Raw genomic sequence first — 12,498 nt, forward strand, 5'->3', positions numbered from 1 at the left:
GGAGCCGGGGGAGCACGCAGGCCCAGGCGCCGGCGTCACTCACCGCTCTAGCGCCCCGGTGCTGGGCGCGCAGCCCACGGTGGCTGCCGGTCAGGCCTCCGCCCACGCCCTGGCTGCGGTAGCCTCCGTCGTCGCCACGCCGGCGCCGCTGGTGTGGCGCAGTCTGCGTCGCGGTATCAACCACGAGGCCGTCCTGGAGGCCGAGGGGCGGATCCGGCTGGCGGACGGCCGAGTCTTCACTGATCCCAGCCTGGCGGCCAACACGGTGCAGCACACTCAGGACGTCGACGGCTGGCGGGTGTGGCGAGTGGGCCAGGGTGGACCGAGCCTGGGCAGCCTGCTGGCCGCCGGCTCGCCGCAGGACTGAGTCACCGCGGCTGGCTGCCTGCGCGGCGCGGGATCAGGCCTCGGCCAGAAACCCGCGCAGCACCCGGTCCATCTGCTCGGCCTCGATGAGGAATCCGTCGTGGCCGTGCAGGGAGGTGATCGTCTCGCGGTGGGCCCCGGGGATACATCGCGCCAGCTGCTCGGCCTGGGCGGCGAGGAACAGACGGTCGGAGTCGACGTCGACCACGAGCGTGCGCGCGGTGATCCGCCCCAGCGCCTCCTGGGTCCCACCGCGGCCGATGCCGACGTCGTGGACCATCATCGAGTGGGTGACGATGAGGTAGGTGTTGGCGTCAAAGCGTGCCAGCAGCTTGCCTGCGTGGTAGTCGAGGTAGGACTCGATCTGGTAGCGCCCGCCCACCGCCGGGTCCTCCTGCCCCTGGTGAGCGCGTCCGAAGCGCGCGTCGAGCTCGGCGGCGCTGCGGTAGGTGGTGTGGGCGATGGCCCTGGCCAGTCCCAGTCCCTGGACCGGTCCGACGGGGTGGGAGTAGTAGTCGCCGTCGAAGAAGTAGGGATCGGCGACGATCGCCAGCTCCTGCAGGTGGCACCAGGCGAGCTGGTCCGCCGTGGTTGAGGCCCCGGTTGCCACCAGCGCGAGGTTGCGGACGCGCTCGGGGTGGCTCGCCGCCCACTCGATGGCGCGGTGCCCTCCGAGGGAGGCTCCCAGCACCAGGTGGAAGGACTCGATGCCCAGGGCGTCGGCCAGGCGCGTCTCGGCGGCGACCTGGTCGCGCGTGGTCAGCCACGGGAAGCGCGAGCCCCAGGGGCGTCCGTCCGGCGCGGTGGACGAGGGGCCGGTCGAGCCTTGGCACCCACCCAGGATGTTGGCGGCGACGACGAAGTAGCGCTCGGTGTCGATCGCGCGCCCGGGACCGACGAGCTCGGACCACCATCCCGGGCTCGGGTGACCAGGACCGGCCTCGCCGGTGACGTGGGAGTCTCCGGTCAGGGCGTGCAGGACGAGGACGGCGTTGTCACGCTCGGGGCTCAGCCTGCCCCAGGTCTCGAAGGCCAGCACGGTGCCAGGCAGGACCTCGCCGCACTCCAAGGGGAGGTCCCCGATCTCCGCGAAGCGCCGGTGGCCGGGGTCGTCGCCAGGGCGCCAGGCGCCGGTGGGGGATCCTGCGCGACGCTCGACCAGCTTGGCGGAGGCGGAGCCTACGCCTGGCCAGGGGGAACGGGCTGCCTGCGAGGGGTGGGTGGGAGGCAGAGTGTGCTCAGTCATCGCTGGTCCTTGGAGCCGTGGCGGTGGCGACGGCGCAGCACGCGAGGCAGGGGCGCCGTCGGTCTCCTCGTCTGGTAGCGGGAGCCGGGTCCTCCGGCGACGCGAGCGAGGGCCGCAGGCTCAGGGAGCCGTGACAGGCAGGGCGGGAGGGGCCCTGGTGGCTGGCTACGGCGGCGCACGCGTCAGCGGGGCATTCGACGGCGCATTCGGCTCGCGGGGATGAGCATGGAAGGACCATAGCGCGCAGGGCCCGCGACGAGGCAACTCGGCCCGGAGAACGGAAATGACATCGATGTCGTGTGATAACTCACAAATCGAGGGTTATGGCGTCATTCTGCGAGCGACGGTCAGTGGTCGTGCAGGAGGGGCGCGTGGGGCGCCTGTGAATCATGTTGTTTATGTGTCAAAAAGTGCGTGGAGTGACTAGTGTGTTCGAAGACCTCGGTGCGCTCGTCAAGCAGGCGCGCCGCATGACGACGGAGGACTTGTGAGTCGTATCCCTAGCTCCCGACTGCGCTCCCGCCAGAGCGCAGGCCTGCGCGGTCACCTCATGCGTGCCTCGGCCACGACGGCGGGCCTGGCGGTGGCAGCCTCCCTGCTTGTTCCTGGCGCCCTGGCTGATCCTGTCTCCCAGGATGACATCAACCGCTCCAAGTCCGCCGAGGCCTCGACCTCGGCCTCGATCGCCGACCTGGAGACCCAGCTGTCCCAGCTCAGTGCCGACTCCGACGTCGCCGCGGTCAACGCCCAGGCTGCGAACGAGGACTATCTCGAGGCCAAGGCTGACCTGGACACCGCTACCGCCGAGGCGGACGAGGCTCAGAAGAGCGCTGACGACGCAGCGGCCAAGACAGCCTCGGCTCGCAGCGAGCTGGGTGCCGCAGTCGTCCAGACCTACCAGGAGGGTGGGGACGCGCTCAGTGCCCTCCAGCCCTATCTCACGAGCGAGTCCCTGGCCGACCTCGCTGACGCCGACGTCGCGCTGACGCGTGCCGGCGAGAAGGCGGACGCCCAGGTCCAGTCCGTTGAGGCCCTCCAGGCCGTGGCCGAGACGATGCAGGGCATCGCCGACCAGAAGCAGAGTGAGAAGCAGGCTGCTGCGGACACGGCCGCCAGCGCCAAGGCCTCGGCTGACTCCGCGGCCAGCGCCGCCGCCAGCGCGGTCTCCTCCGCCCAGACCAAGCGTCAGGGCCTGATCGCCCAGCTTGCCGCCCAGCGCAACACGACGGTGGAGCTGGAGACCCAGTACCAGGAGCAGCTCGACGCCCAGCGCAAGGCTGCTGAGGAGGCCGCTGCCAAGGCGGCCGCGGAGAAGGCTGCCCAGGAGGCTGCCGCTCAGCAGGCTGCAGCCCAGGCGGTGGCTCAGGCCCAGGCTCAGGCGGCGGCCCAGGCTGCCGCTCAACAGGCTGCTGCTCAGGCGGCGGCGCAGCAGCAGGCCGCTGCCCAGCCCCAGGCTCCTGCGCCCAGTGCGCCGGCGGCCTCCTCTGGACGCGGCGCCTCGGCGGTGGCCGCGGCCAAGACCTTCCTCGGCGTGCCCTACGTGTGGGGCGGCGAGTCCTACAACGGAGTCGACTGCTCCGGACTGGTCATGCTCTCCTATCGCCAGGTGGGTGTGAGCCTCTACCACTCCTCGCGCGTGCAGTACGGCCAGGGCACCAAGGTCCCGCTGTCCCAGATGCAGCCCGGAGACCTCATCTTCTGGTCCAAGAACGGCACGCAGCCGGGGATCTACCACGTGGCGATGTACGTGGGTGACGGTCAGATGATCGAGGCCCCGAACTTCAACATGGTGGTGCGTATCACCTCGGTGCGCTACTCCAAGATCATGCCCTACGCCGTGCGTCCCTGAGTCTGACCGCCTCGCCTGACGCCAAGCCTCACGTCAAGGGGGCGGGCTCGCGATAGCGAGCCCGCCCCCTTGACGTCCTGATGTCCGGTGCCGGGATCAGTGCCCCTCGCGGGCGACGCGCTCGGCCTCACGCTCGTAGGAGCGGCGGATCTCCGCCTCGGCCTCCTCGCGGCCCACCCAGTGGGCGCCCTCAACGCTCTTGCCCGGCTCCAGGTCCTTGTAGACCTCGAAGAAGTGCTGGATCTCCAGGCGGTGGAACTCGCTGACGTCCTCGATATCCGTACGCCAGGAGGCGCGCTGGTCCGCGCTGGGCACGCACAGGACCTTGTCATCCCCGCCCTTCTCGTCGCGCATACGGAACATCCCCAGGGCGCGGCAGCGGATGAGGCAGCCGGGGAAGGTGGGCTCCTCCAGGAGCACCAGTGCGTCCAGGGGGTCGCCGTCCTCACCCAGGGTGTTGTCGATGAAACCGTAGTCGTCGGGGTAACGGGTGGAGGTGAAGAGCATGCGGTCCAGCTTGATGCGGCCGGTTTCGTGGTCTACCTCGTACTTGTTGCGGTTTCCCTTGGGGATCTCGATCGTGACGTCGAACTCCACGAGTGCCTCCCAGCTGTTGTCCGGTGCTTGCCGATGAGGAGCGGCGAGCGGGCCGCTCCGGGACGGGCGGCTTCAATGGCACTAGTGTGGCTCACGACGCCGCCTGAGGCTGGGATCCTGTCACATGACCTGGCCGCGGTGGCAAACCCAGACCTGTCTCATGACGCGGAGGACCAGTGCGTAAGGCCACGATCGGAGCCCTGACAGCAGCGACGCTTCTCGTTGCCGGGGGCTACTACGGGCTGGCTGACGCCCTCGACGTCCTGCCCGGCCCGCTGACGGTCGCTCCGGCCACCAACGAGCTCCAGCCCTTCCCGAGCACGACCACGGCCACGCCGTCGGTCCAGGCAGTAGCCGGGCTGTCCGCCTCCGCCCCGGTGCCACAGGCTGAGGTCCTGGCCGGCTACGCCCAGACCCTGGCCACTGACGAGCTGGTCGGCACCGCGAGCACCGCAGTGGCGATCATCGACGTCGCCACCGGTCAGACCCTCGTGGATCACAACGCCTCCACGGCGCTGACCCCGGCCTCCTCCAACAAGCTGCTCACGGCCTGGGCGAGCCTGTCCACGCTCGGCGCGGACCACCGCATGACCACCTCGGCCACCTTCCAGGACGGCACCCTGACGCTCGTGGGCGGCGGGGACGTGCTCCTGGCTGCCGACGCCGGTGACCCGGACGCCGTCGTCGGTCACGCGGGCCTGGGGGACCTGGCTCGCGACGTCGCCGCCAAGCTGGCCGACCAGGCAGTGACCAGCGTCAAGCTCGCGCTGGATGACACCCTCTTCACCGGGGCCACCTTCTCCCCGGACTGGGAGGCCGGCAACGAGGCCTGGGTCGCCCCGATCCAGCCGCTCATGATTGACGTCACCTCCTACGGCGGCACAACCGCCTACCCCCAGGACCCGGCCATGGAAGCCGCCCAGGCCTTCGCCACGGCGCTGACGGCAGCCGGCATCAGTATCGAGGGGGACATCACCCGCTCCCACGTCGCTGAGGGCACCAGCGTCATCGCCTCGGTGGACTCCGCCCCCTTGTCGGAGATCCTGGCTGTCTCGCTCAAGGCCTCGGACAACACGATGACGGAGGTCGAGGGGCGGGTCCTGGCCGCGGCCACCGGCCACGAGGCGAGCTTTGCCGGTGCGGCGCAGGCCGTGCTGGAGCGGCTCAAGGCCGACGGCTTCGACGTCTCGGACGTCACGATGCTCGACTGCTCCGGCCTGGCCCGGGCAGACAGGGTGCCAGCCCGTCTGCTCGCCCAGATCCTGGCCCGGGCCGCGGGGGATGACGGCGGGACCGTCGGCCGCTCGCTCATCACCGCCCTGCCGGTGGCCGGGCTGGACGGCACGCTGCACGACCGCTTCACGGAGGGGGCGGCCACCGGCACGGTACGCGCCAAGACCGGCTCCCTGGACCAGACCGCGTCCCTGAGCGGAACGGTGGTCACTCGCCAGGGCCGGCTGCTGGCCTTCTCCGTCATCGTCGACGGTTTCGAGGCCGGCGGCCTGTACTCGGCCCGGGTGGCCCTGGACCAGGACCTGGTCACGCCGATGGCTGACTGCGGCTGCCGGGGCTGATCATCGCGCTCGCGCCCGCGGCCGCGTCGTGCCAGACTCGTCCTGCGGTTTCATTTATGTATCGTCTCCAGCCGCACGGAGGGTGAACGTGGACGCCACTGACATGGGTAGCGACCTGGCACAGGTTCTTATCTCGCAGGAGGAGATCGCCCAGCGGCTCGATGAGATGGCCGCCCAGATCGACGCGGACTACGAGGGCAAGGACATCCTGCTGGTGGGTGTGCTCAAGGGAGCCGTCTACGTCATGGCGGACCTCTCGCGCCGTCTGCACCGCAGCGCCCCCATGGACTGGATGGCCGTGTCCTCCTACGGCTCGGGGACCAAGTCCTCCGGCGTGGTGCGCATCCTGAAGGACCTGGACGCGGACCTGACCGGCCGCCACGTGCTCATCGTCGAGGACATCATCGACTCCGGCCTCACCCTGTCCTGGCTCGTGGGCAACCTCTCCAGCCGCGGGGCCGCCAGCGTCGAGATCGCCACGCTCCTGCGCAAGCCGGAGGCGGCCAAGGTGGAGGTGGACGTCAAGTACGTCGGCTTTGACATCCCCACGGAGTTCGTCGTCGGCTACGGCCTGGACTACGCCGAGCGCTACCGCAACCTGCCCTTCATCGGGACCCTGCGCCCTGAGGTCTACGGGGGCTGAACATGCGCAGCGAGATCTTTGCCCAGTCCCACGCGGAGCAGCAGTCGACCCAGCGCTGGACCCTGCAGTCCTCCAGGATGCTGCGCGTGCTCATGGGCCCTGAGGTCATCGCCGCCCAGGGCGCCATGGTCGCCTACCAGGGGCAGATGGACTTTAAGTACCAGGGAGCCCGCTCACTGGGCGGGATGCTGAAGAAGGCTGTGTCCGGCGAGGGCGGCAACCTCATGCGCGTGTCCGGGCAGGGTGAGGTCTTCTTCGCCCGCTCGGCCCAGCGGATCTTCCTGCTGGAGCTGGAAGGGGACGTCCTGACGATCAACACCCGCTCCCTGCTCGCCTTCGACGCGACCCTGGACTACGACGTGACGGCCATGGGCAACGCCGGCCTTCTGGCTGGCGGGCTGTTCAACCTCCAGGTCCAGGGCCACGGGGTGGCGGCCCTGTCCTGTGACGGCACGCCGATGGTGCTGGACTGCTCGGTCCAGCCCACCTACGTCGACCCGCAGGCAGCGGTGTGCTGGTCCGCCAACCTCCAGCCGCAGCTCCACTCGACCTTCAAGATGGGCTCGCTGATCGGCCGCGGCTCGGGAGAGTCCTTCCAGCTCGGTTTCCACGGTCCCGGCTTCGTCGTCGTCCAGCCCTCGGAGGGCCAGCCCGTCGTCGCCGCCAGCTGAGGGGGATCGCGGACCGACGCCGCTGCTCGCCTATAGGGGATCTGCACGCCTGAGGCGAACGAAGCCCCTGCCTCGTGGTACGCGCACGAGGTTGTCGGATACCGTCAGGTGATCACATGCGCGAAGGGAACACACCTCGATGAGTGACACTGGTCAGCCCGGCGGCAAGCGCCCCGCAGACACCAAGGACAAGAAGGGCGGTTCGCCCTCGGGCCGCAGCTCGAAGCGGGACAAGGGCTCCAAGCAGCGTAAGCGTGGCCCGCTGGCCAGCCCGCTGATGTGGGCGGCTCCGCTGGTGCTCCTGGCACTGCTGGGGTGGGTGCTCCTGTCCGCCCTGGGGGGCTACCGTGCGATCGATACCTCCGACGGTCTGGCGATCCTCCAGGACTCGCCGCAGACGGTGAAGTCCGTCACCGTCATCGACGGCACCCAGCGCGTGGAGCTGGAGCTGACGCAGAGCTACACGCTCAAGGCCAAGGAGTCCGGCCAGACTGACCAGAAGCTCGGCAAGAAGGTCCAGTTCACCTTCACTGACGCCCAGGCCGAGCAGGTGGACAAGCTCGTTCAGGACGCCAAGCCCTCGGGTGGCTTCAACTCCGTCGTGCCGACGGCGAGCTGGTGGTCCTCCATGCTCCAGCTCATCGTGCCCATGCTTCTGCTGCTGGGCGCGATGTGGTGGTTCATGGGCCGAATGGCCGGCGGGCGCGGCGGAGCGATGGGCTTCGGCAAGTCCAAGGCCAAGGTGGGTTCCAAGGAGATGCCCGAGGTCACCTTTGACGACGTCGCCGGCGAGGACGAGGCCGTGGAGGAGCTGGAGGAGATCCGCGAGTTCCTGTCTGAGCCGGAGAAGTTCCAGGCCGTGGGAGCCAAGATCCCCAAGGGCGTGCTGCTCTACGGTCCGCCCGGAACCGGTAAGACGCTGCTGGCCAAGGCCGTGGCCGGAGAGGCCGGCGTGCCTTTCTTCTCCATGTCCGGCTCGGAGTTCGTCGAGATGTTCGTCGGCGTGGGAGCCTCACGCGTGCGCGACCTGTTCGAGCAGGCCAAGGAGAACGCGCCGGCCATCATCTTCGTTGACGAGATCGACGCCGTCGGCCGTCACCGCGGCTCAGGAACCGGCGGCGGGCACGACGAGCGCGAGCAGACCCTCAACCAGCTGCTGGTGGAAATGGACGGCTTCGACGCCTCGACCAACGTCATCCTCATCGCCGCTACCAACCGCCCTGACGTGCTCGACCCCGCGCTGCTGCGTCCGGGGCGCTTCGACCGCCAGGTCGCCGTCGAGGCTCCGGACATGGCCGGGCGCGCCGCGATCCTGCGCGTGCACGCCAAGGGCAAGCCGATGACCCGCGACGTCGACCTTGACCAGGTCGCCAAGCGCACCCCCGGCTTCACCGGCGCGGACCTGGCCAACGTCCTGAACGAAGCGGCGCTGCTCACGGCCCGCTCCAACGCCCAGCTCATTGACAACCGGGCGCTGGACGAGGCGATCGACCGCGTCATCGCCGGTCCCCAGAAGCGTACCCGCGTCATGAACGACCACGAGAAGGCCGTCACGGCCTATCACGAAGCCGGCCACGCCCTGTGCGCTGCTGCCGGCGCCTACTCCGATCCGGTCACCAAGGTCACCATCCTGCCCCGTGGCAAGGCACTGGGCTACACGATGGTCATGCCCTCGGATGACAAGTACTCCACGACCCGTAACGAGCTGCTTGACCAGCTCGTCTACGCCATGGGCGGCCGTGCGGCCGAGGAGCTGGTCTTCCGCGACCCGACCACCGGCGCCTCCAACGACATCGAGAAGGCCACCGCCACCGCCCGCAAGATGGTGACCGACTACGGCATGACCCGCTCGGTGGGTGCGGTCAAGCTCGGCACCACCGAGAACGAGACGGTGCTGGGGCTATCCGCCACGCAGCGCGACTTCTCTGAGCAGGTGGCGGCCAGCGTCGACGTCGAGGTACGCGCGCTCATGGACGCCGCCCACCGCGAGGCCTGGGAGATCCTCACCCGCAACCGCGCGGTCCTGGAGGAGCTGGCTACCCAGCTGCTGGAGAAGGAGACGCTGCTGGAGAAGGACCTGGAGCGCATCTTCGCGCCGGTGGTCAAGCAGGGTGAGCGACCGCTGTGGCGCTCGGACGAGTCCCTGGTCCTGGAGGGGGACCTCGCGGCGGGTACCTACTTCTCCGGCTCCTGCCTACCGCGTCGCCGCGCGGTGGGGGATGACGCGGCCGCGAGCCCGGCCGAGGCTCCCGCGGCGGGCGAGGTGGCCGAGCCTGCTGCGCCGGTGGACGGGGGCGAGGCATGAGCGAGGACCAGGACCCTGGTACCCGGACGCGTGGCGCCGGCCCTTCGCCACGCCCCTACGACGCCGAGGGTGTACGCCGGGCGGTGCGGGACCTGCTGATCGCGATCGGGGAGGACCCGGACCGCGATGGTCTGCGGGAGACCCCTGACCGGATGGCCCGGGCGTATGAGGAGATGTTCGCGGGCCTACGCGAGGACCCCGGTGCTCACGTGGAGAAGGTCTTCGACGTCGGCCATGACGAGATGGTCCTGGTGCGTGACATCCCGATGTACTCGGTGTGCGAGCACCACCTCCTGCCCTTCCACGGGGTCGCCCACATCGCCTACATCCCCAGTGAGGACGGGCACGTGACGGGTCTGTCAAAGCTCGCGCGGCTGGTCGAGGGCTACGCGCGCCGCCCACAGGTCCAAGAGCGTCTGACGGCTCAGGTGGCTGACGCCATGGTCGAGCGCCTGGGCGTGCGGGGCGTGCTCGTCGTCGTCGAGGCCGAGCACCTGTGCATGTCGATGCGCGGGGTGCGCAAGCCCGGGGCCTCCACGGTGACCTCGGCGGTGCGTGGGCAGCTGCGTGCGGCGGCCACGCGAGCTGAGGCCATGAGCCTCATCCTGGGACGCCACTGACTGCCACTGACGCAGAAGGCGGCCCCCACCAGCGGTGGGGGCCGCCTTCGTGCTCAGCCTGCTCAGGCCCAGGGGTCCACGAGGATGCGGATGGGGTTACCCGCCTTCTTCTCCAGGTGCTCGATCCCGGTGGCGATGTCCCGCAGTGGCACCACCTCCGAGATCGACTCGCTCAGGTCCAGCCGGCCGTAGCGCAGCATCTCGGCGAGCATCGCGATGTCCTGGGTCTGGTAGCCCAGGTGTCCCAGCACCTGCTTGCTGCGCAGGTTGAAGGTGAGGAAGTCGCCGAGATTCATGTCCTTGTCGCTCATACCCACGGTGACGACCTTGCCGTGGTTGTCCAGGCTCTCGACCGCCTGGCGCAGCGTGGAGGGGATGCCGACGGCGTCGAAGGCGACGTCGATCATGCGCCCGCCGGTGGCTTGGGTCAGGTGCTCCAGAAGCTTGGGGTCGTCGGCCCTGAAGACGTGGTCAGCCCCCAGCCGCTTGGCCCGCTCCAGGCACTGGTCGTTGAGGTCGATGCCGATGATCGGCACGGCGCCGGCCAGCCGTGCGAGCTGGACGATGTGCGTGCCTACCCCGCCCAGGCCCCATACGGCCACGGCGTTGCCGGGGTGGACCTTGCCGGTGCGCACGACGGCGCCGAAGGGAGTGGACACGGCGTCGGCGAGGATGGCGGCTTCCTTGAGGTCCACCTCGTCAGGTACCCGGGTCATGCCCACGGCGTTGGCGATGGTGTACTGCGCCCAGCCGCCGTCGTAGGCGAAGGCCATGAGCTGGAGGTTGAGGCAGGCGGTGAAGTCTCCGCGGCGACACATGCGGCAGGTCAGGCACGGGCGCCCGGCCGAGGGGATGACGCGGTCGCCGACCTGCCAGCCGGCCACGCCGGGGCCGAGGGCGTCGATGGTGCCGGCTGCCTCGTGACCCTGGGTCACCACAGGCAGCAGGTCCGGGAAGTAGCCGTGGATGAGGGACAGGTCGGAGTGGCAGATGCCGCAGTAGGCCACCTTGACGCGTACCTGGCCTGGGCCGGGCTCCGGAATCGGAATCTCCTCAACCGTCACGCGTCGGCCCTCGGCGTAGAAACGCTCGGCGAGCATCATGTCGGGCATGTGATCACATCCTTGGAATCAGTAACAGAGCCGGCTCGGTGCCGGATCCCGACGATGTCATCGTAGGCCGAATGTCCTAGGTGCGTGGTGGGAATGGGGATCAGCCGTGTGCCATGAGTCCTTGGTGGAGGTTTGGGGTGTGCGCGGTGCCCACGGTGCGCCGGCAGCGAGATCCCGGCGTGAGCCAGGCAGGCACGTTAGGCTGGGGCGGTGAACCAGGCTGATCTTCTCGCTCCGTCGCCGCTGCCGGAGCGCCTGAGCGCTGCCACGCGCCAGGGTCGCACGCTGGTCATGGGGATCATCAACGTCACGCCGGACTCTTTTTCCGACGGCGGCCGCTGGCTCGCGGCGGACAAGGCCGTCGAGCACGGCCTGGAGCTCCTGCGCCAGGGGGCCGACCTGCTGGACGTGGGTGGGGAGTCCACCCGTCCCGGTGCCAGCCGCGTCAGCCCCGCCGAGGAGACCGATCGCGTCCTGCCGGTGGTTCGTGAGCTGGTGGCCGCAGGCGCAGTGGTCTCGGTGGACACCATCCACGCCGCCACGGCCGAGGCCGTCACGCAGGCCGGTGCCCTCATCATCAACGACGTCTCTGGTGGGCTCGCCGATCCCCGCATGCACGGCGTCGTCGCGCGGGCCGGTGTGGTCTACATCTGCCAGCACTGGCGCGGCAACCCCGAGACCATGGACCAGCTGACCGACTATGGCGGCGACGTCGTGGCGGGGGTGAAGGCTGAGCTGCGCCAGCGCCTGGATGAGCTCGAGGCTGCGGGGGTCGATCCTGCCCAGGTGGTCGTCGACCCAGGACTGGGCTTCGCCAAGACCCACGAGCAGTCCTGGCAGCTGCTGGCGGCCACGGCTCGCCTGCGCCAGGACCTGGGGCGCCCAGTCCTCATCGGTGCCTCGCGCAAGCGCTTCCTGGCTGGCGCCGTCGCCGCCGATCGTGCCGGGGACCCGACCTCGCGCGACGCCGCAACCGCTGCTACCTCTGCCCTGGCCGGCGCCGCCGGCGCCTGGGCCGTCCGAGTCCACGAGGTCCCGGCCAACCGGGACGCCGTCATGGCTGCCTCCTTCTGGAAGGAATCACGATGAGCACCGTCCTGACCCAGGACCAGATCCGACTGACCGGGCTGTCGGCCCGCGGCTACCACGGCATGCTCCCCAGCGAGCGCGAGGAGGGGCAGCTCTTCGTGGTCGACGCCGAGCTGCGCCTGGGCGTGCGGGGCACGGCGGTGGCTGCCGTGACTGACTCCCTGAGGGACGCCGTTGACTACTCGGCGGTGGCCGCGGCGATCGTTGACGTCATCGAGGGTGAGCCGGTCAACCTCATCGAGACCCTGGCGGCGCGCGTGGCTGAGGCTGCTCTGGCCTTTGAGGCGGTGCGTGAGGTCGAGGTGACGGTGCACAAGCCGCAGGCGCCTTTGGAGGTGGCCTTCGAGGACGTCTCGGTGACGATCGTGCGTCGCAGCGAGGAGGACCTGACTGCCGCGCCGTCGGCCGGCAGGTCAGCCTTCCTGG

The 12,498-nt window shown here is 69.7% G+C and carries 12 protein-coding genes; 9 read left to right on the forward strand and 3 right to left on the reverse strand.

From position 1 onward, the window contains the following. Window positions 1-367 (forward strand): restriction system modified-DNA reader domain-containing protein (locus HMPREF0058_RS03285; protein WP_169305811.1); only part of this gene is annotated, 367 nt, incomplete at its 5' end. Between the two features lie 33 nt (window positions 368-400). Here the strand turns inward: HMPREF0058_RS03285 and metX are convergent. Continuing rightward, window positions 401-1,612: a homoserine O-acetyltransferase MetX gene (gene metX / locus HMPREF0058_RS03290; RefSeq protein ID WP_006548260.1), complete on the reverse strand. Its 1,212-nt coding sequence runs from the start codon at window positions 1,610-1,612 to the stop codon at window positions 401-403. A gap of 487 nt (window positions 1,613-2,099) precedes the next feature. Here metX and HMPREF0058_RS03295 point away from each other — a divergent pair, with 487 nt between their 5' ends. Further along, window positions 2,100-3,461, forward strand: a complete 1,362-nt coding sequence (locus HMPREF0058_RS03295; protein ID WP_341459374.1) for a C40 family peptidase — start codon at window positions 2,100-2,102, stop codon at window positions 3,459-3,461. Between the two features lie 96 nt (window positions 3,462-3,557). Here the strand turns inward: HMPREF0058_RS03295 and HMPREF0058_RS03300 are convergent, their stop codons facing one another. Beyond that, window positions 3,558-4,058 carry an inorganic diphosphatase gene (locus tag HMPREF0058_RS03300; RefSeq protein WP_006548262.1) on the reverse strand — a complete coding sequence of 167 codons (501 nt, stop codon included), beginning with the start codon at window positions 4,056-4,058 and terminating at the stop codon, window positions 3,558-3,560. 176 nt (window positions 4,059-4,234) lie between these two features. On the opposite strand from HMPREF0058_RS03300, the gene dacB reads away from it, so the two are divergent. From dacB to folE, 5 genes are all read left to right on the forward strand, one after another. After that, window positions 4,235-5,632 carry a D-alanyl-D-alanine carboxypeptidase/D-alanyl-D-alanine endopeptidase gene (gene dacB / locus HMPREF0058_RS03305; protein ID WP_006548264.1) on the forward strand — a complete coding sequence of 466 codons (1,398 nt, stop codon included), beginning with the start codon at window positions 4,235-4,237 and terminating at the stop codon, window positions 5,630-5,632. Window positions 5,633-5,720: 88 nt separating this feature from the next. After that, entirely contained in the window at window positions 5,721-6,275 is a 555-nt protein-coding gene (hpt, locus tag HMPREF0058_RS03310; protein ID WP_034236501.1) for a hypoxanthine phosphoribosyltransferase, read from the forward strand. 2 nt (window positions 6,276-6,277) lie between these two features. After that, a complete protein-coding gene (locus HMPREF0058_RS03315; protein ID WP_006548266.1) occupies window positions 6,278-6,946 on the forward strand; it encodes an AIM24 family protein in 669 nt (222 codons plus the stop codon). Between the two features lie 139 nt (window positions 6,947-7,085). Continuing rightward, the gene (gene ftsH, locus HMPREF0058_RS03320) at window positions 7,086-9,251 is read left to right on the forward strand and encodes an ATP-dependent zinc metalloprotease FtsH (protein ID WP_006548267.1); all 2,166 of its coding nucleotides are present in this window, start codon (window positions 7,086-7,088) and stop codon (window positions 9,249-9,251) included. After that, a complete protein-coding gene (folE, locus tag HMPREF0058_RS03325; RefSeq protein WP_006548268.1) occupies window positions 9,248-9,871 on the forward strand; it encodes a GTP cyclohydrolase I FolE in 624 nt (207 codons plus the stop codon). Before ftsH ends, folE begins: the two co-directional genes overlap by 4 nt. A gap of 62 nt (window positions 9,872-9,933) precedes the next feature. On the opposite strand, the gene HMPREF0058_RS03330 is transcribed toward folE, so the two are convergent. Continuing rightward, window positions 9,934-10,983, reverse strand: a complete 1,050-nt coding sequence (locus tag HMPREF0058_RS03330) for a zinc-binding dehydrogenase (protein WP_006548269.1) — start codon at window positions 10,981-10,983, stop codon at window positions 9,934-9,936. A gap of 210 nt (window positions 10,984-11,193) precedes the next feature. On the opposite strand from HMPREF0058_RS03330, the gene folP reads away from it, so the two are divergent. Next, window positions 11,194-12,072: a dihydropteroate synthase gene (gene folP / locus HMPREF0058_RS03335; RefSeq protein ID WP_006548270.1), complete on the forward strand. Its 879-nt coding sequence runs from the start codon at window positions 11,194-11,196 to the stop codon at window positions 12,070-12,072. Beyond that, a partial coding sequence (gene folB / locus HMPREF0058_RS03340) for a dihydroneopterin aldolase (RefSeq protein WP_006548271.1) occupies window positions 12,069-12,498 on the forward strand: 430 nt, incomplete at its 3' end. The genes folP and folB, both read left to right, overlap by 4 nt.

It is taken from the genome of Actinomyces urogenitalis DSM 15434, from assembly GCF_000159035.1.
GTDB lineage: Bacteria > Actinomycetota > Actinomycetes > Actinomycetales > Actinomycetaceae > Actinomyces > Actinomyces urogenitalis.